19 protein-coding genes are annotated in these 20,629 nt (G+C 57.6%); 8 read left to right on the top strand and 11 right to left on the bottom strand.

Translation table 11 applies throughout. From position 1 onward, the window contains the following. Nucleotides 1-64 precede the first annotated feature (64 nt). Both AC2FH0_RS15720 and AC2FH0_RS15725 read left to right on the top strand, forming a co-directional pair. The gene (locus tag AC2FH0_RS15720; RefSeq protein ID WP_496789767.1) at nt 65-1,315 is read left to right on the top strand and encodes an MFS transporter; all 1,251 of its coding nucleotides are present in this window, start codon (nt 65-67) and stop codon (nt 1,313-1,315) included. A gap of 23 nt (nt 1,316-1,338) precedes the next feature. Then, complete coding sequence (locus AC2FH0_RS15725) at nt 1,339-2,235, top strand: alpha/beta fold hydrolase (protein WP_496789769.1); 897 nt, start codon at nt 1,339-1,341, stop codon at nt 2,233-2,235. 498 nt (nt 2,236-2,733) lie between these two features. Here the strand turns inward: AC2FH0_RS15725 and AC2FH0_RS15730 are convergent, their stop codons facing one another. The 6 genes from AC2FH0_RS15730 to AC2FH0_RS15755 form a co-directional block, all read right to left on the bottom strand. Next, a complete protein-coding gene (locus AC2FH0_RS15730; protein ID WP_496789770.1) occupies nt 2,734-3,198 on the bottom strand; it encodes a hypothetical protein in 465 nt (154 codons plus the stop codon). Nucleotides 3,199-3,318: 120 nt separating this feature from the next. Then, nucleotides 3,319-4,389 carry a polyprenyl synthetase family protein gene (locus AC2FH0_RS15735; RefSeq protein WP_496789772.1) on the bottom strand — a complete coding sequence of 357 codons (1,071 nt, stop codon included), beginning with the start codon at nt 4,387-4,389 and terminating at the stop codon, nt 3,319-3,321. 3 nt (nt 4,390-4,392) lie between these two features. Next, nucleotides 4,393-6,441, bottom strand: coding sequence for a hydroxysqualene dehydroxylase (locus AC2FH0_RS15740; protein ID WP_142638506.1), 2,049 nt, complete (start codon nt 6,439-6,441; stop codon nt 4,393-4,395). Continuing rightward, nucleotides 6,434-7,261 carry a DUF3237 domain-containing protein gene (locus tag AC2FH0_RS15745; protein WP_496692824.1) on the bottom strand — a complete coding sequence of 276 codons (828 nt, stop codon included), beginning with the start codon at nt 7,259-7,261 and terminating at the stop codon, nt 6,434-6,436. Before AC2FH0_RS15745 ends, AC2FH0_RS15740 begins: the two co-directional genes overlap by 8 nt. 14 nt (nt 7,262-7,275) lie before the next feature. After that, a complete protein-coding gene (locus AC2FH0_RS15750; RefSeq protein WP_271951782.1) occupies nt 7,276-8,157 on the bottom strand; it encodes an encapsulin in 882 nt (293 codons plus the stop codon). 53 nt (nt 8,158-8,210) lie between these two features. Beyond that, complete coding sequence (locus AC2FH0_RS15755) at nt 8,211-11,414, bottom strand: adenylate/guanylate cyclase domain-containing protein (RefSeq protein ID WP_496789774.1); 3,204 nt, start codon at nt 11,412-11,414, stop codon at nt 8,211-8,213. Nucleotides 11,415-11,862: 448 nt separating this feature from the next. Between AC2FH0_RS15755 and AC2FH0_RS15760 the strand changes: the two genes are divergently transcribed. From AC2FH0_RS15760 to AC2FH0_RS15785, 6 genes are all read left to right on the top strand, one after another. Beyond that, on the top strand, nt 11,863-12,297 hold the full coding sequence (locus tag AC2FH0_RS15760; protein WP_496692822.1) for a hypothetical protein: 435 nt from the start codon (nt 11,863-11,865) through the stop codon (nt 12,295-12,297). Beyond that, complete coding sequence (locus AC2FH0_RS15765) at nt 12,294-12,959, top strand: MotA/TolQ/ExbB proton channel family protein (protein WP_496692821.1); 666 nt, start codon at nt 12,294-12,296, stop codon at nt 12,957-12,959. Before AC2FH0_RS15760 ends, AC2FH0_RS15765 begins: the two co-directional genes overlap by 4 nt. Then, on the top strand, nt 12,952-13,317 hold the full coding sequence (locus AC2FH0_RS15770; protein WP_496692820.1) for a biopolymer transporter ExbD: 366 nt from the start codon (nt 12,952-12,954) through the stop codon (nt 13,315-13,317). Before AC2FH0_RS15765 ends, AC2FH0_RS15770 begins: the two co-directional genes overlap by 8 nt. Nucleotides 13,318-13,321: 4 nt before the next feature. Beyond that, nucleotides 13,322-13,699: an ExbD/TolR family protein gene (locus AC2FH0_RS15775; RefSeq protein ID WP_271951792.1), complete on the top strand. Its 378-nt coding sequence runs from the start codon at nt 13,322-13,324 to the stop codon at nt 13,697-13,699. Further along, entirely contained in the window at nt 13,696-14,829 is a 1,134-nt protein-coding gene (locus AC2FH0_RS15780; protein ID WP_496706922.1) for an energy transducer TonB family protein, read from the top strand. The genes AC2FH0_RS15775 and AC2FH0_RS15780 overlap by 4 nt, the downstream gene beginning before the upstream one ends. A 442-nt stretch (nt 14,830-15,271) precedes the next feature. Beyond that, a complete protein-coding gene (locus AC2FH0_RS15785) occupies nt 15,272-16,279 on the top strand; it encodes a porin (protein ID WP_496678480.1) in 1,008 nt (335 codons plus the stop codon). Nucleotides 16,280-16,339: 60 nt separating this feature from the next. Here the strand turns inward: AC2FH0_RS15785 and AC2FH0_RS15790 are convergent, their stop codons facing one another. The 5 genes from AC2FH0_RS15790 to AC2FH0_RS15810 are packed head-to-tail and all read right to left on the bottom strand — an operon-like array spanning nt 16,340 to nt 20,546. After that, entirely contained in the window at nt 16,340-16,882 is a 543-nt protein-coding gene (locus AC2FH0_RS15790; protein ID WP_496706924.1) for a DUF3833 domain-containing protein, read from the bottom strand. Beyond that, nucleotides 16,879-17,496 (bottom strand): DUF3833 domain-containing protein, encoded by a 618-nt coding sequence (locus tag AC2FH0_RS15795; RefSeq protein ID WP_496706926.1) that lies wholly within the window; start codon nt 17,494-17,496, stop codon nt 16,879-16,881. Before AC2FH0_RS15795 ends, AC2FH0_RS15790 begins: the two co-directional genes overlap by 4 nt. Next, nucleotides 17,493-18,716, bottom strand: coding sequence for an MFS transporter (locus AC2FH0_RS15800; protein ID WP_496692816.1), 1,224 nt, complete (start codon nt 18,714-18,716; stop codon nt 17,493-17,495). Before AC2FH0_RS15800 ends, AC2FH0_RS15795 begins: the two co-directional genes overlap by 4 nt. Beyond that, nucleotides 18,716-19,261, bottom strand: a complete 546-nt coding sequence (locus tag AC2FH0_RS15805) for a hypothetical protein (protein WP_496789778.1) — start codon at nt 19,259-19,261, stop codon at nt 18,716-18,718. The genes AC2FH0_RS15800 and AC2FH0_RS15805 overlap by 1 nt, the downstream gene beginning before the upstream one ends. Beyond that, nucleotides 19,212-20,546 (bottom strand): NAD(P)/FAD-dependent oxidoreductase, encoded by a 1,335-nt coding sequence (locus AC2FH0_RS15810; RefSeq protein WP_496789779.1) that lies wholly within the window; start codon nt 20,544-20,546, stop codon nt 19,212-19,214. Before AC2FH0_RS15810 ends, AC2FH0_RS15805 begins: the two co-directional genes overlap by 50 nt. Nucleotides 20,547-20,629 lie beyond the last annotated feature (83 nt).

Genomic DNA, 20,629 nt, shown 5'->3' on the forward strand with positions numbered 1-20,629 from the left:
CCTCAAGTCGACTTGAATTCGTAACGTCGCCTTCTGTAGCGATTCCGACAAGAGGAAAATAGTGGTGCACATCAAATCAAATGCATTGAAGACAACGAGACCCGGCGCTTTGTTGTGTTTCTCCCTGTCCATGCTGCTGGCCTCATTGGGCACCAGCATTGCCAATATTGCCTTGCCTGCAATCGCCCAGGACCTGAAGGCGCCGGTACATCAAGTGCAATGGGTGGTGATCGCATATCTCGCGACACTGACGCTGTTCTCTGTGCTGGCTGGACGACTTGGGGACCGCTTTGGACGACAGCAGATGCTGATCTTCGGGCTTATACTTTTCGCGCTGGCCTCTGCGTTTTGCGGCTTGGCGCCCAATCTCAAGGTGTTGAGTGCCGCGCGGTCTCTTCAGGGAATTGGTGCTGCATTCCTCATGGTGCTGACCGTCGCACTTGTTCGCGATATTTTTGAAACAGAGCGTGTCGGGCAAGCCATGGGCCTGTTGGGCACGATGTCGGCGGTCGGAACTGCACTGGGACCTTCGTTGGGTGGGGTGCTGATTGGAAAACTCGGGTGGCAAGGAGTGTTCTTTGTCCTGGTGCCGATGAGCCTGACTACGGCCATTTTGGCCGTTCGGCTTTTGCCCGCGAGTGTTTCCTCTGGGATAACACCTCTGGTCGGACTAACTGCACTGCGAAAGAGCGGCGCTATCCCCGGCCTTGCGGCAAATTTTCTGGTGGCAAATGTGATGTTGACCACTTTGCTGATAGGCCCCTTCTTTCTGGGGCAGTCTCTTGGGCTGAGCGCGGCGAAAGTGGGGCTTGTCATGTCGGTCGGACCAATCATATCGATCTTCCTCGGCGTCCCATCGGGTCGGCTTGTGGATGCATGGGGGGCGGCGCGTGTTCTGTCGCTTGGGCTCATTGCTCTGACCACCGGGACCTTTGCACTTGCGGTCCTGCCAGTCGCATTTGGTGTTATTGGTTACATTGGCGCAATCAGCATCCTGACACCGGGATACCAGTTGTTCCAGGCCGCCAACAACACCATGATCATGGTGGGGGTTCGGACAGATCAGCGGGGGACAGTTTCAGGGCTGCTTGGCTTGTCGCGTAATTTGGGCCTTATTTTCGGCGCCTCTGTCATGGGGACGGTCTTTTCCTTTGGGATTGGCGCCCGCACAGTCGAGGCAGCATCTGCTGAAGCTATTGCCAACGGGATGCAGCTCACCTTTGTAATCTGCGGGGTATTGGCCATCGTGGCGTATTGGCTTTCGCGTCGAACTTCGTTGAAGAGCATCACCAGTAAGACAGTCGCGAGACAATGATAAAGGAGGTCGCAGTCCTACCGATGAACACTTTTAAACCTGTCCCAATAGACGGCTTGAACGTACAGATTTGGGGGCATGGCGATACGCCCGCGCTCATTTTCCATGGGGGGCCAGGGTCGGGTCTCAACCCGCAGCACACAGCCTATTTCGACGCCGACCGCCATCGGGTGGTTCTTTTTGACCAACGCGGAACAGGGTTGTCGGGCAGAGCTGGTCGGGTCACAGCAAACACGACTCAGCACACCCTACGCGATGCCGAGGCCATCCGGATGGCCCTGGGATATGAAGATTGGATTGTGCTGGGTGGTTCATGGGGGGGCGCACTGGCATTGGCCTACGCATCCGCTCATCCTGATCGGGTACGCGCATTGATCGTGCGCAGCACGCATATCTGCCGCCCTTCAATGGACCAGTGGATGTTGCGCGATAGGGCAAAGCGTTTCGAAGCCGGGCAGCGTGCGCGCGGCCTGTTTCTCGATCCTCTCGACGAGACTGAACAGCTCCATCCTGCCATAGCATGGTTTGCCCGTATGGAAGACAATGACGCGCAAGCACGTGAGGCAGCCCGCCGTGTGATGGCCCTTGAAGATGCGTTTCATGGACCGCAACCCGGCACTGTGCGGCTTCCGGCAGCCGTCACCCAAAGCGACATAAATCGCACCCGCGTGTACCTTTGGTACTGGCTTAATAATTTCTTCCTACCTGCTACCGGCCCCGGAGATCCAAATACAATCGCCGTACTCCCACATCGTTTGATCCATGGAGAGGATGACCTAATATGCCCGATTGAACCTGCCCGTGCCTTTGCCCAAGCTGGAAAGCTTGAATTTGAGGAGATTGAGAGACTGGGTCACAACGGGTTGGCGCCGCAGATGATCGCTGCTGTGCGCCAAGCCGTAGATGATTTGAGCGGTTGAGTATCGAACAGAAGCGCGTTCTCAAATCGGACAATCGCGGCAATTCCGAGTGCGCGGAATTTGGGTTCAGGGCATCGTCATTTTTTTGGCTGCGTGAGGTGGCTGAAGCAAAGCGCGATGCCTGACCGCCTTCGATTCCGTATGCGAGAGACGGGGGACAATCCTGGCTGGTCATTTCGCTTCGCGCGTCGATGTTGTTCAGCAGTTTATATCGTTTGCCCGGTAATCTTTTGGTCGATTTTTGTGCCAAGGCGACCCATCTCACCCGATTAAAAAAGCTGTTTGTTCTTGCTCGGCGTTCACGTTGGCTGTGGCACCTAACAGCCCAATGGCAGGAATAGTTAAGCTATCTATGAGGCGCATGTTTAGCCTCGCCCGGTGCCAGCTTCGTATGAGGCACATGATTGCTATTCGAAATATTTTTCTGCATATGTGCAATCGAGATGGCAAACTCCGACCACGGGCAATACTGCACCGTACCATCGGGGCAGGATCACTTTAGTCCGCCACGACCTCAAAGATCACAACGATGGCGGTGTTTTCGCTGCCTTTGGTGTATACGCGCCCCTGATATTGGCCGGGTTCTGCCAGATCATGAATGGTGAGGCTTACGGCAACCTCGACGGCCTGTCCCGGGGGAATACGGACTGCGGAAGGTTGGATGCTCATCTTGTCGGTTGGCAACACGTTGCCGTCGCGGCTGATCATGTCGCCCGGTTCGAACTGCAAGTCGACAACGTTTGCTCCGGCAGGTGCAGCAATGGATAACAGAATGGTTCCTGTCTCACCGGGCCTGCAGGGCTTGCGGCAGTGAAAGGGTCCGTCCAGCTGTTGTGTGGTGCTGTTTTCCGCATTCAGAATGCCCCGTGCGATCTGAGATATCGGAAGTGTATCCTGCTCCGGAACGGCCTTGGTGGCCGTGCGGAGAGCGCTGACAAATGGTTTTCGCTCGAAATAAGGCATAGCTTAATGTGCACAGCCTACAGCGTTTAGTAAATGACAAACTTGAAAGGAACGCGTATTGGATTCACGGGATTTCGAAATTTAAGATATTGAATATCTACAAAAAAAATAGGGCGAGTGTTAGACCTGACGCGCCACCAGATAATCCATGAACTGACCAAGAAACGCGCGCGGCGCCGCGTTGGTATTTGCAAATACAAGATCGAATTCCCGACGGGCCGCCGCAAGCAGGTCATTTGCTGCGGCCTGAGCATATTCAATGCAAGAATAGTGGTTCATCCGCGCCAATACCCATTCGACCTCTTGTTCCGAACGGGCCGTTCTTGGCTTTTCCAGAAACTCTGACAGTCGGGACTGTTCCTGCCGATCCGCCTGCGCCCCAAGACGTCCCAGCATCAGCGTGCGTTTGCCTTCGTAGATATCCCCGCCGATCTCTTTGCCGTATTTCCCCTGGCTTCCCACAAGATTCAGAACGTCATCCTGGATCTGAAAGGCGGCCCCCAGAAAAAAGCCGAACGCGTTGAAGTCATCCAGATTCAGCGCTCCGGAGGCGACATCGTCCGGGCGCGCGATCAGGGCACCTATACGCATCGGGTGAATGAAGCTGTACCAGCAGGTTTTCTTCAGACACATGGTCAGGTAGTCGGACGGGCTAAGGTCAAGGCGATTGTCTTTTATCCATCCCAATTCAAGAGCTTGGCCCTCGATCGACTCTTTCAGCAGGTGATCAAACTCGTCCACCACGCGCGCGCCGGTCATCGGGCCCAGAGGGCCGAGGTTCTGGCGCAGCAGGCTCAGCGCCAGAGATTGCATGCCGTCGCCGATATTGATCGCCAAAGGCACACCAAGACGTTTGTGCATACATTCCCGACCCCTTCGGAAATCGCTGAGGTCTTCGATATCGTCATGAACCAGAAATGCATTGTGCAGCAATTCGATGACCGCAGCAGCAATTTCGGCATCCTCGGCCTTTCCGCCGAATGCTTCACACGTGGCCAGAAGAAGGGCAGGTCTAAGTCCTTTGCCCGAGGTTTCGATATAGTCTCGCATAGGCCCATAGAGATGGGCTTGCGGCTCACCCGTTGGCATTTTGTCTAACAGTACCTTGCGCGCCTGATCGCCATAACGCGTCAGTTGCTCAAGGAAGCCTTGCGTGGCCGCGGATGCCGGCTGCGCCTTGGGAACAGTCACCTGTCAGCCCTTCTGTGTGATGATGACTTTGCGACCGGACGTGTCGGTTGGCGGTGAGGTCGCCTCAACAATGCCGATCGCCAGATCTTCAGCAAAGTCCGCGCCGGGGATCGGTGTGTCCCGGCCCGGCAGATGCGCGGCCATCAGATTATAGAGCTCTGGAGGTGCCGCGACCATGCGCAACGCGTCCGAGATCGCAGGGTCTTCGACAATTCCGCCGGGCTTGGAGTATTCGGCCGTCAGCGGACCAATCGCGGCCAGCGGTCCTTGCCCACCACGTTTGGTGCCGGTGGCGTCTTGTCCCATGCGCAAAGCGGCCTCGACAGCGATGGCAAAGCGTTCATCCCAGGGCTCACCCGCCTGATATCGGGCATAGTCATAGGCCCGCAGGGGTTGCAGGATGTCGGGCTCATGCAGATCCCAGATTTCACAGGGCTGCGCCTCAGAACCACTGCGCCGCAGGATGGCATTGACGGCTCTTCGGGCAGCCTCATTTGCGCCTTCCATGGTGGCCAGGTCGGTGTTGGTCCGGACGTAGTCGGACGCAAGCATAAAGTTCGGAATCAGCGTCGCCGCTTCGGGCCGCAGCCGCCAGCTGTTAATGCGGTTTACCAATAACGGTTCGACATTGCTTTCTCGGGCAGGATGATCTGGGTCCTCGACGATGTCGGGATCCAGGAACCAATAGTGCAGTTCTTCATCCCTGAGGACGATGTTGCCATCAACGTTCAGGCTGCGTTTGAGCTGTTCCCAGACTTCTTTGGCGATTTCTTCACGAGAGCTGTCGCGCGCGGTTTTTCCGTTTGTGCCCGGCTTGTCCCATTCGGAAATATCGACCGAGAGCAATCCCTTGGTCTTACCGTCGGCCCAGTTTTCAAAATCTATCTGGGACCAGAATTGTTTTTGCGAAACAGCCGTCAGCGCCCAAGGGCTGTCGATAAAGATCACATGGCCATGGGCCAGTTCAACATCCTTGGTCAGGTAAAACTGTATGCCATTCATCCATTGCACGTCTTCGGCAAGCAATGGCAGCTTGGCCAGACCCGGATCTACCTTTGTCATGGCCGGCGTCACCAAAGGTGCAATGCGTTCAATGGGCAAGGCGCTGATGAACCAATCACCGGTGACCTGCTTTTGCGTGCCGTCCTGTTCAACCGTGGCGCTGGCAATTCGGCCGTTTCGGCATTCAATCCCGGTCACCTTGGAATCGAAATGGTACACCACACCCCGGCTTTTCAGATATTCCAGCCAAGGCTGAATCCAGACCAGATTGGTCGGCCCGTTCAGCAGCCTGTTGCTGGTCGCCTCGGGTGTTGCGATCCCAAGCTGCAGTTGAATGGCGACATCGCCAACGGTCTTGGTGCTTGCGGTTGTCGCTTTGGCCGCCACCAGTGACCGGGTCAGGCCGATTGCCAGAAACTTCTGATAGGCTTCGGACCGCTCCGCGGCGCCGATGAATTCCCACCAGCCGATACGTTCATACTCATCGAACCGGCGCTCTTTGCACGAGGTCGCAATGCGCCACATGCAACCAAGGAAATGTTCGATATCCTCAAAGTCGATTTCGTTGCGCGGCGAGATTGTATAGGCAAAGGTCTTGAGCGCATTGGCGACCTCTTTTAGCGATTGTGGAAACCGCTCGGGTACGATGATACCGGGGTGGTCGAACTGGCTGACCAATACCTGGGTTGTCGGAACCAGATTGTCGTAGCAGGTGCCCTTGTCATAATAGGGCGTGCGCGACATCGTATTGGTGATGTGCCGGTAGAAGTTAGGGAAGAACCGGAACCCATGTTCACCGGGCAACCAGGGGCGTTTGACACCGGGTGGCAGGTCATAGCCGTGCATCCCGATCCAGTCTTTCAGCGCTCTGATATGTTCCTCTTTCGAACCGTGATCGTCTTCACCTTCAAGCACGGGAATGCTGCGTGCCTTGCCGCCGGCGATAAGCTGACGCTCATACACTTCGACTTCGAAACCCCGTTCGATCAGCTCATGCGCGGCGCTCATCCCGCCGACGCCTCCGCCTAATATGACCACCTTTTCAGCCATCGGATGTTCCTTTCGCGGAATAGACGTCAAATCGCAGGGTGATGTCGGACAGGCTGGCCTCTCCGATTCCGAAACCCTGCAGACGGTTGATCCACATATAACGCGGATTCGAGGTCAGATACCGGGGTGCCAGCCGAACCGGGGCACTGGGTGGCAGCTTGCCCTTGGCAAGGGCGGCATAGCCATCCGTACCGAAATCGCAGATCCCGGTATCGTCGAACATGACCGGGGCACCGCCGGTTGTCGGATTGATCAGCGCCTTGGCATGCAGAATACCCACGCCATCAGGGCGCACGCGCATCCAGTCTCCGCCCACGGGCTCGATCGTTCCGTTCAGGTTCGGGCCGGTCACGGTACCGCCTTCTTTGATCGCAAAATGCAGCCATATGCCATCGGGAGTTTCACCCGATGGGTTGAAGTTGCCCGAAAACGGCACCTCAAAATGGGCGATATGATCCAGCACCGGACTGGATGTCTCGTGTTTTGGCGCGCGATCTTCTGGTTTCGGCGCGACCGCGTTTCCGGGGTCATAATCGCGCCCGCCCGAGGTCAGAACCGGCCGCCAGGTCATCTGTTTTCCCACAGCGGGAACGGGCAGGGCCGCTGCAAATTGTTGCAACCCCGTTTGTGGATCCTGACCCAGTGGCCACCCACGGACAGCCCGTTCAGGTCCGCCGCCTTCGCGATAGAACAGGCGCAGCGTGTCATGCGGAGATATCGCAGGCCCGGCCTCAACCAGAACCCGCTGTACCCCGGTGGCTGCTTGAAAGGCGGCCTCGGACCAGCGCAGGGTGACCCCGCCGTCGCTGAATTCCCGCATACCCATCGCGCCGGTCAGCACGTGATGGTCGAGATAGCCTGAGCTTCTTTGATCCTAAGGCGGAATTTCTGCTGAACGCGGAAGATATGATCGCCATCTGCCGAGGTCTGCAGATATTTGACAGCAATGTCAGAAGGCACAACAATCTCAACCGGTGCGCCCTGCAAAGACACCAGCACGGCCTTGTTCACCGGAAATGCGCCAGACCGCAGCAGCGGCCCGTCCAGAAATGGCAGAATGCTGTCGCGGGGCAGGACCATCGAGTTTTCCATCGGTGTCGTGACCGCCTGGAACAGGCCGTTACCCATCACACAGGCATAGGGTCCAAGATGACCCAGGGATTCCAGTTGACTGATACCCGCAACCACGGCCTCGAATACCTCGGGGCCGGTAGGCTTTTTCTTGGAACCGCTGGAAATGGGTTGTGCCTCCCCCGCTTCCAGCAGGCCTTCGTATTTTCCACCACCGCTTACGGTATAAACTGGGGGCAGCGTGACGGGTGCGCCGGGCGCGGGTTGGGGGCCTTCACCGGTGCCGGCCTGACCGTTAAAAATGATCTCATCCTCGACCCGTGCGACAATGGCAGCCGCCCGGCGGAACATGATCAGCGCGGCGGCCAGTTCGGGATCTGCAAGCTGTGCGCCTTTGACATGTACGTTCACGGACACTGTCGACAGCCGCGTTGTATCAAAATCATTCACGCCAAAGCGCATCTTTGGACCGGTCGCTTCGGGAACCAGTTCAAGCTTGTTCAGAGGAACCGATTGGGTATCAGCCGGTAGTGGGCCGTAGAGCGGCAGAAAGCTGGCAGCAATACGCGCGCGCAACGCTTCATCGTGGACGGCCTTGTTCACAGCGTCCCACTGCTGTTGGTCCAATTCAAGTGCTTCGGTCATCGTCTCCCCCTTCTGGATGGCACTGCGCGGTTAAATCTGGCAGCTATCTAATTTCATAACGTTTTAGCAAAATTGTTCAGGCAATCCAGAGCGCGTTTCTCCTGAACAACTGCCCCGATGTCACGTGCAAGCTGCAGGGCTTGATTTGCCTCAGTGACAGCCTGGTCAAGATCGCCACGGGCGGCCAATGCTTTGGCGCGCACACGGTGATATTCCGGCTTGTTCAACATCTCTCCACGCTCCCACCCGGGCGTGCAAACATGTTCAAGCCGGTTCAGGGCATCCTCGATATGACCCTGATCGATCAACAGCTCGGACAGGACAATCTGGTTTTGCGGGAAGGTAAAGTTGCCGCCAGCCTGGGACACAAGGTCCATATAGGTCCCGACACGAGCAGCCCCCCCGATCACGTCACCTTTGCCCGCCTGAGCCAGACCCAGATAGATATCCTGCATTGCGTGAAGATACAGGAACCCTTCTTCGTCCGCGATCCGACGCGCTTCGTTCATCGTATCGTCCAGCAAGTCCCATTCGCCCGCATACGGAAGGAACATCGACGACGCGCCCATAATGTAGACAAGGTTGGGGGCGTGTTCGAACGGCTTGCTGATTTCGATCGACTTCAGGCGGGCCTCTTCGGCCTCGTCGAATTTGCCAAGCTGCCACAGAAGACAGCCCTGAATGGCAAAGAACGACGCGCTGGTCGAGGACTGGGTCATCGGCATCATGGCCATGTCAAGCTCGGGCGTGATCAGGGCAAGGCCCCGTTCAAGCTGTCTTTCGCAATCGGCAAACTCACCGCGGAAATAATGAGTATAGCTGAGCGCCCGAGCAGCAAGGACGTTTGTAACCGGATCCGGTGCAAGGCTGGCCATGCCGTCAAGGGCCTGCGCCATCTCAAGTGCGCGGTTCATCTGGCCCGACACAAAGAAATGCGTCCATCGGCAGAAGGTCGCGGCAAACAGGGTTTCGCCCGCACCCAGCGCCTGTGCAAGATGCATCGCACGGGCTGCGGTCTGCCCAACCTGTGTGGATGACCAACCGTGTATCGCCATGAACGCAGGCAATACATTCATCTGAACGCCAAGCTCTACCCCATCTCGTTCGGGACCGCCGGGCATCGTTTCGATATTGCGCAATGCGGCCTGAAAAGCGGCAATCGCCGGTAGGTTCGCAAGGCGGCTGAGGGCCTGTTCACCCGCCAGAACCCAGTGGGTAACAGCCTCGCCCTTAAGACCGCCTAGATCGCAGTGATGCGCCACGGTATCCGGTGTAGGGTTACCAAAAGCCTTGTGACCGGCCAGCAATTCTTTGGCGATTTTCAGGTGAATCTGTTCCCGGTCTTCAAGTAAAAGCGACTGGTACGCTGTGTCCTGCACCAGCGCATGGTGGAACGTGTAAGTCGGCGCCCCGGCTTCGCTGGTGATGGATACCAGACCTGCACCAATCAGTTGGATCAATGCCGATTCCACATCCGTGTCCTTGGGCGCTACCGCATGGATCATCGCCGACGTGAAGCTGCGGCCAATCACGGATCCCAACTGCGCTACAGGTCGCGCATTTTCCATCCGGTCCAGCCGCGACATCAGCGAGTCATGAAGAGTTGCGGGGATACTGAGGGTTCCCATTACCCCGGCGTCGATGGGTACGTCCTGCGGCAGCTGATCCAGAACCGCCTTGGTCATTTCCTCGATATAAAGCGGCACACCATCGGCTTTTTCGACAATCTGTCTGACCAAAGTGACCGGCAGGCTGCGCGGTACGGCAACACGGCGCACCAGTTCAGACGCTTCGAGAACCGAAAGAGGTGTCAATTCGACGATTGACGCGCGGCCTTCAAAATGTTCCGGAGGCTCGTATTCAGGGCGGTGCGTCAGAACCACAAGGATGGGCAACTGATCCAAGGCGTCGATCAGCGCGTCCAAGGCATCCAGCGTGGTTGCGTCCGCCCAGTGCACATCTTCGAATACCAACAGCAATGACCCGCGTTCATCGCAGATGCTCCCGGCACAGCGGATCAGCAAATCCAAAGATTTGCGGGCTTTCTTGATCGGATCGGGTTCGACCGGAGCGTCAGTTTCAAACCCGGCCAAATCCAATAGTAGCGCAGCATCTTCTTCGGTCAAACGAGAGGCGTTTTTCGCGTATTCCCTGATCGACTCGGTTACCTTGTCGGTATCAGTCTCATCCCCTGCAAACCGCCGAAGCTCGGCACGCAGCGGGTGCAGGGGCAAACTGGCAAGATGCGGGACACATTGCAGGGTCATAGGCCTTTGTCCCAGCGTTTTGCTGAGGGAATTGATCAGGCGCGATTTCCCGATACCGGCCGGGCCACCAACCAGCGCAACCTGACCCGATCCGCGCAGCACATGATCCCAAAGCCCTGTCAGGCCGGTCAGGTCGTCTTCGCGGGCAACCAATTTGACCGTGGACTTGCCGGTGCGCGCGTCGAACCGGCTGGCGGCGATCTTTTCGTCAATAACGCGGAAGACCGAGCGCTCACCATCAAATCCCTTCAATTCGTGATTGCCGCGCGGTTCAAAGTTAAAGGCCCCTTTTGTCAGGCGCCATGTCTCGGACGAGACGACAACTTCACCGGGATTGGCCAATCCCTGAAGGCGTGAGGCAAGGTTGGCCGTTTCGCCAACAATGAAATCCTGTGTTCCCAGGCTGGCAGAGGAAACAACCCCGACAACGACAACTCCGGTTGCGATTCCCGCGCGCAGGTCCAGGTTTTCACCGAACTTGTTTTCCAGATTCTGAACCGCTTCGATGGTTTCCAAAACCGCACGCACCGCGCGCTCGGTATCATCTTCAGTGGCTTTCGGATATCCGAAATACATCATGATGCCATCGCCCTGCTTATAAGCCAGGTGGCATCCGTGTTGTTTCATCGTGCCGATGGCGGTGTCCAGATACAGATTCATGATCTGCATCAACTCTTCCGGATCATGCCGCTGTGCTAATTGTGTGGACCCGACCAGATCGCAGAATACAAGCGTCAGCTGTCGCCGTTCGGCCACGCGGGACATTGCGGGTCTGTCGGACGCTTCCTGAAGCTTCAGTTGTGCCTGTGTTTGCCGAAAACGTTTCCTTTGACCGACAGTCAAACCCAGATCTCGAAGTTCCGGGTCTGTCAATTCGTCCAATATTACGTCGTCTATCCCTTCTTCGAGAAACCGCGCGCTGAAGTCATGTAGATCGGCGTTTTGCAGAATAGTTGAAAGGCGTGTGGATTTCCCGATGACAGTCGTCATTGATCAGCGCTTGCCCCCTGGTACTTCTTCGGCACATCGTTGCATGCCTCTTTCGCGTCAATATCGCGCCGAATCCAAAAGATTGACGTGGTATCAGACCAATTTGGTAACAAGTGTGGCAGATGTCAGGCCGAATTACTATGATATTGCGGTCAAGCCTCCCAAATGAATGGTTTTGTTGTCAAATCGGAACCAGCCCGGTGTGGTCACACCACTCAGACGCAATTTCGGTCGGTCCGAGGTTAATTGGCACCAGGTACAAGGCCTCAGGGCTTCAGGTTAATCCGGCCGGAAACCAGTGGCCTGACCGGATGGCCGTAAATATGCCGGTTGGTCACAAATGCGTCGCGAGCCCTTTCGCGGGCCATAGCTCTTGGATAAAAGAATAACGCGCCAGCACCGAAACGCCGGCCTTCGATGTCTTCATTGAATTACCGGGAGAATACCTGTGACGTCTTTCCGCCTGGCGAAACTCGCGATCCTTTGTCTTGGCATTCCAACCATGTCCCCTGCGCAATCCGCCGAGGACCCAAGCGCTGGGCTGTTGATGGAACTGAACAATCTGCAACAGGTCGAAGGCAACTGCCGACTGTCATTTCTGTTGCAAAATCAGACCGGTGCCGAGATTGAGGCCGCCAATTTTGAAACCGTTATCTTTAACGCGGAGGGCAATGTTGTCAGCCTGTCGCTGTATAATTTCCGCGATATTCCTGCGGGACGTCTGCGGGTGCGGCAGTTCAGCATCGCGGACATGATCTGCGGCGATGTTGGCCGGATTCTGATCAACGGATCCAATACATGTACGGTCGAAGGCGCCGAAAGCGATCTTTGCGACGAAGCCCTTACGCTAAACAACCGAACAGATGTGGAGTTTCTCAGATGAGCCCGCTTGATGCTTTGCGTGAAATTGTTGCCCTTGGCGGGCCGGTGGTTGCGGTCCTGATCGCCATGTCGATCGTGACGCTGGCCGTCACGCTGTACAAGCTTTGGCAATTCACGGTTTCCGGTGTCGGTCGGCACAAGATCCTGTCCCAGGCGCTTGCGGCCTGGGATGCCGGTGACACGCAGGCCGCAAGGGCCAAGCTGGCGGAAAGCCGCAGCTATCTTGCGCCGCTGGTCAACTCTGCCATGGATGCGCCCATCGTGCCGGGGCTGGACCAAAGGCTGGATGCCGAGGCCGGGTTGGCCCTGGCGGGCCTTGAGCGCGGCTTTCGTCTGTTGGACACCGTGGCACAGCTGGCACCGCTGCTGGGCCTGTTCGGCACCGTACTTGGCATGATCGAAGCGTTCCAGAGCCTGCAGACTGCCGGATCATCCGTTGATCCCTCGCTGCTTGCGGGCGGTATCTGGGTAGCGCTGGTCACCACAGCGGTTGGTCTGGCCGTGGCGATGCCGACCTCGATGGTTCTGTCCTGGTTCGAAAGTCGCACTGCGCGCGAACGGGTTTTTGCCGACAAGGCCTTGAGGACCGTTCTTGTTCCGGGGCGGGGATCGTCAGACTCTGCCCAGGTGGCCGCTGTCCCAACGACAGCAGATCATGCGTAATTCTGCACCATTTGTGCGACGGCCAATGTCGATGACGCCGCTCATCGACATCATATTTCTCTTGTTGCTCTTTTTCATGCTAACCTCGACATTCTCGAAATATGCCGAGATCGAATTAAGCAGCGCCACCGATGGCGCCTCTGTCGACGAAGTTACGGGTCAGCGGGTGTTTCTGCAGCTGGGATCAGAGCGCCTGATCCTGAACGGCGTTCCGGTCACATTGGACGAGGTGGTCGAGCAGGTGAACACAGGGCAGGTCCTGGTCAGCCTTGACCCCGATACAACCTCACAAAGGCTGGTCAATCTGCTGGTGCGGCTGCGTGGCCGTGACGGGTTGAGCGTTCTGGTGCTGGAGTGAGGCGATGATCCGCAATATTCGACCCCGCCGCAAACGCGATTCGACCATTGCTTTGATCAATGTCGTGTTTCTGATGCTGATCTTCTTTTTGATCACCGGAACCATCGCGCCGCCGCTGGATCCGGATCTGCAACTTGTGGATACGTCGGAACTGGAGGGCAGTGAGCCCCCCGACGCATTGGTTCTGCACAAGAACGGATTGCTCAGCTTTCGGGGCCAGCCGATGACACCCGAAGCCTATATGACCGGCCGTGACCCCGCGCCGGTGCGGATCGTGCCCGACCGGGATGCACCCGGCCACCGGCTGATCGAGGTGACAGGTACTCTGCGGCGGTTGGGGGCGACGTCGGTCTTTGTCGTGACCGAAAAGGCGCTGGAATGATCAGACGCTCGGTTGTCATTGCGACTATTGCGGTGCTGGTGTCGCTGTTGATTCACTTAGGCGGGTTGAGCGTGACAGCGCCCCATCTGACGGAAACCGCAGAACCCGCAGGCCCGGCCGATGCCATCGCGCTGGGCAATGAGTTCGAAGAGATTGCCGATGTCGTTGCGGACCCGGTTGAGCCCGAGCCCGCCCCCGAATCCGAACCGGAACCGGAAGAGCCGCTGGAGCCCGAACCGGCACCCGAACCCGAAGAAGTGCCGGTTAGCGAAGCATTGGTCGCCTCTGATAACCCTCAGCAGGTCCCTTCACCCGATCTGGGCAAGTCCGAAATCGTGCGCCCGGTTGTGACGGAAACGGTTGAGCCGTCGGAAACCACGTCTGAGACACCTTCGGACGCAAATGAAGCCGCCAGCCAGGACGAAGATTCCACGCCTCAGGCCGAACCCAGTGAGCAGGCCGAAACACCCGAAGGAGTGCCCGAGGCCAGCCCGGTGCAAGCCGAAGAACAGGCAGCGGTTGACCCGGCCCCGGCTGAAGTTCCCACGCCCGAGCCATCGCCGGTTCCCGACATACCGCTGATAGCTGACATTCCCGACGTCGACATCCCACTTGTCGAGCCCGAACCCGAACCTGAGGCGGAGGAAGAGACAGAGACGGCACTGACCTCTTCGGTGCGTCCGAAGCTACCGGATCAACGGCCTAGTTCCAAACCGCAGGGCGTCTTGCCGGGCTCCAACGATTTCAGTGATCTGCGGTTCCCTGAGAAAGAGGTCGAATCCCCGCTGTCGCAGTACAAACGCGCGGGAATTGACCCGTTCACACGCGGCAACACCAGTGCCGGTTCAGGGGGAAGGGGGCCAGGCAATTCCACCAAAACCAATTATGCTGGCCGTGTGCTCATGCATCTGAACCGGGCGCCTTTGGTCTATGTTTCGGCGCGCGGTTTCGCTCAGGTCTTTTTTCAGATCAACCCGGATGGAACCTTGGCCTTTGTCGATGTGGTCGACAGCTCTGGATCCCCCGAAGTCGACCGTGCTGCCAAGGCGCAGGTTCGCGCGGCGTCGCCTTTCCCGTTGCCCCCTGGCGGTGTCAGCCGCAGCCTGTCATTTTTCTATAGCAGCAACTAGCATATGGTGCCGTAGCAGGATCGCATCCGACCCGAGGCGCGGCTGGGCATTATGCCGTCTGAATGGGCGTGGTCTTGGACGAGGCAATACCCGGAACGCGGAATCTCAGATTGCGACTCACCTGAAATTGGGCTGCAGTCACAACAGGGCTAGGGACCGAGAATCCCTGAATCATGCGACCTGTCAATAATTCCCGGTTTAAAGAGGTGGTCTGGCTTTTTTGCGTTCAAATTTTTGTAACGTTTCCAATGGGCGAACAAAGTGCTCGAAAAGCTTGAATATCTGCGCCCTGCGGCCTTTTTGCCCGGTGCAAAGTGGCAACACCGTTGCAGGCAGAGGGCGTGGAAAATCCCGTCTCGCTATTGTGCCCATGTTGAAATTATTCGACGAATTTAGCCGCCGCTTCGGTGGCACTACTCCTCTCAAAACTTATGGATTAACCATGAAAAACGTACTCATCGCATCGACCGCGCTGATTGCAACCGCCAGTGTTGCTGCCGCGGAAGTCAAATTCAGCGGCTATGGCCGCTTTGGTCTGGGCTATGAAGAAGACCGTTCAGCAACCACCACCACAACGACCGCGTCTGGTGCGGTCAATTCAAACAACGCCTCGACCGACGATACCATTTTGGTGTCGCGTTTTCGTCTGAACATCGACGCCAGTGCCGAAACAGATGGCGGCGTTGAATTCCAGGGCCGTGTTCGTCTGCAGGCGGATGACGATTCAAGCACCGGCGAGCAGAACGAAGCTGGCCTGAATGGCGCCCGTTTCTCGGTTATCTATGGCGGCCTGCGTGTTGACGCCGGTAACGTTTCGGGTTCGTTCGACAACCTGGATGACTACTTCGGTACCGAGCCGGGCCTGGAAGAATTCCTGGGTCAGTATTCGGGCGTGAACTATTCCTTCCTGGAATACAGCTCAACCGGCACGGGCGCGAATGCTGTGTTCTTCCGCTACACCGTTGGCGATCTGGCATTCTCGGCATCCTATGACCAGGACACGAAATTCCTGGGCGCAGGCATCACTGACGACCGTGATCGCTGGGACGTAAGCGCATCTTACACCTTCAACAACTTCACAGCCTCGCTGGCATATGGTGAAACTGATGAAGGCGCAGGCGTTGACAAGGAAAGCCTGACTGTTCTGACCCTTGGTGCAGAACTGGGCGATTTCTACGGCACCCTGTTCGTGGCTGACGATGACGTCAACAACGACGCCGAAGATGGCACCGCTTATGGTTTCTCGGTCGCCTATGATCTGGGTGCGGCAACCACGCTGCAGCTGGTTTACGGTGACGGTTCGGCTGACGACGACACCCGCAATATCGGTGTTGGCGCCATCTATGACCTGGGCGGCGGTGTATCGCTGCGTGGTGCAGTTGGCGAGATCAAAGACGGCGACGACGACGGCAAGATCCGTGCCGACTTTGGTGCTCAGTTCAACTTCTAAGCTGATCTGAACCAGATTGATCTAAGGGCGGGCCTTCGGGTTCGCCCTTTTTCTGTCTGACTATTTCTTTTCAAAGAACAAAATGACCTCACCCAGCCGGATGCCATAGCGCGAGACATAGGCCCGGTTTAGCAGCCGGTCATCGCTCAGCAGCCACATCCAGTCATCGAAATCGACCCGCATGGTCCCATCCTTGACGGGCAGGTCGATCTTGTAGGTCCAGTTGAACGTGTCACCACGCTCGATCCCGCTGGCGGTGCCCAGCACGCCGGGGGCTGTGCCGGTCCAGGTATCCTCGCCGGTTTTGGTCAGGGTCCAGGCGCGCTGCTCGGTTGCGCCGTCGTCATAGACGAAATCCTCGATCAGGGTCAGCGTCTCGCCATCCCATGTGCCATTGATATCAACAGTGAACCGGCGTGGCACATTGCCCAGAACATCCTGAAATTGACCATAGGCCACAGTCTGACCCTCAAAGAACTCTTCCAGGTTCAACTGCCGATCGGACAAAAAGGTCTTGGGGGTTCGGGGTTTCGCAGAGCAGGCAGCCAGAACGGTCAGCCCCAGAACAGCAAGGCCCGCGATGACAAGACGACGTGGTTTCATTGCAGCACCCGTGTTTCAGCGGCGGTGTCATGGCCATTCGCCCGGTCCAGATAGGTTGATTTGGTGGAGGGCGCCGGGCGCATGGTGGCTATCAGCTCGGCGACTTTGATGCCGAACTTTCGCATCTCGGATCGGTTCATGATCACGCCACTTTCCGTCAGGTACATCCAGTCGGTCACGTCCAGCGTGTGCCCCCCTGCGTCCTCGGGCAGGATGATCTTGTAGGTCAGCTTTACGGTCGAGCCCGAGACCGTGCCGCGCCCTTCGCCCACGATGTCATCTGCTGTCGCGATGAATGTGTTTCCTGTGCCCAGAGTCAGATACCATTTGCGGGCCATCTTCTTGCCGTTGGAATAGGTGAAATTCTCGGTCAGGGTGCCTGTGTTGCCGTCCCATTCCCCGACCATACGGGCGACAAAGCTGTTCGACATCTTGCCGTCGGGGCCATAGATCAGCCCTTCGGACAGGATCTCCCCGTTCAGGTTTTCCTTCATTTCAAAGGCGGGGCCGGTACCGCTGTAATCCTCAGGCGATTGGGCCCGAAAGCTAAGATAGCGCCCCTTTGCAATGGACAGGGCGAAGATGATGAGCAGGGCTATAGCAAGTAGTTTCATTTGGCTGAGACCTCAGTTGGCAGCGTCAGGACCATTCCAAACGCGCCGAGTTTCAGGATGCACGGCAAAATGGCATAGGCGAGGTTGAGCGTTCGCAGCGCCTCGGCTGAATTTGCCTGTCCCGGAGTGAATCCGCTGCGTTCCAGCAATGGAAGGGTGAAAAAGGCCGCCAGGGCCAGCCCCAGCTTGCCCGCGAATGACCAGATGCCGAATGCGGCGGATGCGTTCAGACCTGCGCGTGTCAGAGCGACCGAGAACATGGCCGGCAGCACCACCATATCCGCCCCAAGTGCGGCGCCCGATGCAATGCAGATCAGGGCGAACCCGGCTAGGCTGCCGGTTGACAGCGTCGCGGCGCTGACAAAGGCCGCAATCGACAGCGGCATGGCGATCATTAGGGTCTGTTTCGGGCCAATCCGATTGCTGAGCCGCGCCCAAAGGGGCACGCTTGCCCCCGCGCTGAGGAAGAACAAGATCAACAGCGGTCCTGCCATGCCTGGCAGTTGCAGCCGGTCTTCGACAAAAAACAGAAACAGGGTAGAGGTGATGGCGACCGGCAAGCTGTTGATCAGCGCAAGAACCAGCAGGCGCAACGCACCGGCATCGCCGAGCCCGGAAAAGGTCAGGGCTTGTCCGGTTATCGGCGCGCGTCGCCAGATCGGGGCCGTCAGGACAAAGGTCAGAATGGCGATGAGGCCCAAAAACAGCCCGAACGCAGGATAGCCCTGCGCCTGCGCGCCAAAGGCGACAAACAGCGCGGGGGCACTTGCGGCAAGTATCACGCCGGTTAGCTGCCCGCCCTCGCGATAGGCGGCGAGTGTCATCAGCTCGGACGGGGTGGGCGTTTTGGCCAACGTGGCGCTGCGGCCATAGAGCAGGATGGTTCCCAGGCTGTAGGCTGAAAACAGCAGGATAAGGATGGCCACCAAACTGGCAACGGACGCACCCTCAGACAGAGTGAACAGCAGCGGGAAGCCAACGGCCAGCCCAAGTGCGGCGAGGGCAGCAAACAAAAGCTGGCCACCAGGCCACCGGTCAATCGCCCAGCCAATCAGGGGATCCTGCACAAGGTCAACCAAACGGATCAGCAACAGGACGGCGCCGATCACCCCAAGGCCAATGCCCAGATTGACCGCCGCAAAACGCGGCAGGTGAATGTAAAGCGGGATGCCTGCAGCGGCGAGCATCAACGCATAGAGACTGACCCGGGGATACAGCATCACTGACCCTTCAACTGCCGGGTAAAGTTGGCCGATCTGGTGTTGCTGCCAAGAAAGATCGATATGAATGCGCGCGTGATGCCCGGGCTCGACAAGGTGCATGTTCTGCTGCCATTGCGCCAGAACCCGATCTTGTCCGGACCCTCCGGGATTGCCAGATAGCTGTCGCCTTTGCTGACGGCCTGAAAACAGGCCTGCAACTGATCGGCGGTTGGTGTCGGGTTGCCCTGTCGCACCATTTCGTCAAGCGTCGACTTGATCAGAGCCTTCTGCGCGATGGATTTGCGGTATGTCAGTTTCAGTCCGAACTCTTGATTCCAGTTAAACGGTGCGCCGCCGGGCGTATAAAGCCTAGCATCGTAAACGGGCAAACCCAGAAACCGGAACGTAGAGCTGCCCAGAACCTGTGGATCGCCCAACCGTTCAGCCAGAGGTGACGCCGCTAAACCGCAGGGCAGCACCATCGCCAGCGCCAGAATGGCCAGGCGCAACAGCTCAAAGATCGGCCGCAACAGGGATGGCCGCGATCTGTTCGGGGGTGCCATTGTCTGCTCCGATGGTTTGCGGGCCGCCAGCGATCCGCTCGACGACATGCATGGCGCTGGCAATCCCGTCTTCGTGAAACCCGTGCCGGTTATAGGCGCCCGCAAACCAGGTGCGGTTCTGTCCCTGCATCTCGCGGATTTGCCCCTGTGCCCAAAGTGCGGCCTTGTCAAAAACCGGATGGGCGAATTCGACCTGATCATAGATCTTGTCGGCGGCGATCTCGGATGAGGCGTTCAGCGTCACAAACAGCGGGTCACTGTCGGGAATATTCTGCAGCCTGTTCATCCAATAGGTCACCCCGACATTCCCGGCCTGCGAGCGATAGGTCCAGCTGGACCAACAGGCTCGGCGTTTGGGCATCTGCGACGGATCGCAATGCAGGATGGCCGTGTTGGGCTGATACTGGATCGCGCCAAGCGCGGCTGCTTCGGCTGGGGTGGCATCCTGGCCCAGAATGGCAAGGGATTGATCCGAGTGGGTGGCCAGAATGATCTCATCATACTGATCCGACTGGCCTTGGCTGTGAACGGTCACGCCTATCTCATTGCGCTGAACCCTCTGAACGGGGCTGGCCAGACGTATTTCGGCCCCGCGGGCACGCAGGGTGGCGTCAATCCGGCGGACATATTCAATGCTGCCGCCCTTGACGGTGTACCATTGGTGCTGATTGGCGCGGCCATTGGCCAGCAGAGCGTGATTGCGAAAGAACTGCACCAGCGACCGCGCCGGGAATTGATCCACAAATTCAACTGGGGTCGACCAGATCGCTCCGCACATGGGCATCAGGTAATTGTGCCGAAACCAGTGCCCCAACCGCAGCTGATCAACCAGCTCTCCGATCGTTGTGTCATCGTCCTTGGCTGCGTCCGGGGCCTCTCTGCCAAAACGCAGGATGTCGGCGATCATCTTGTAATAGGCCGGCCGCGCAAGATTGCGTTTCTGCGCCGTAAGAGTGCGCAGGTTGTTCAGCCCGTATTCGATGCGCCCGTTGTCGATGGTCGCACCAAAGCTCATCTCGGATTTTTCGACAGGCACGTTCAGCGTATCGAACAACCGTGTCAGGTAAGGGTAGGTGGCATAGTTGAAGACGATAAAACCGGTATCGACGGGCTGATCGCCATTTTTTCCCGCCGTGACCGTGCGGGCATGCCCGCCAAGCCTGGGTTCAGCCTCAAAGAGTGTCACGTCATTGTTTTCGGAAAGATAATAAGCCGCTGAAAGGCCTGAAATGCCTGCGCCAACTATGGCGATTTTTTTCCTGCCCCTTTGGGTTTCGTCGAACATGATAGCCTCGTTACGTGACGTTTTGATAATGAATACGCAGTAGGAGCAGGATTGGATCATTCAAGACAGGGGTTTTTCAGGTG

The organism is Ruegeria sp. CDSC051 (assembly GCF_059610665.1).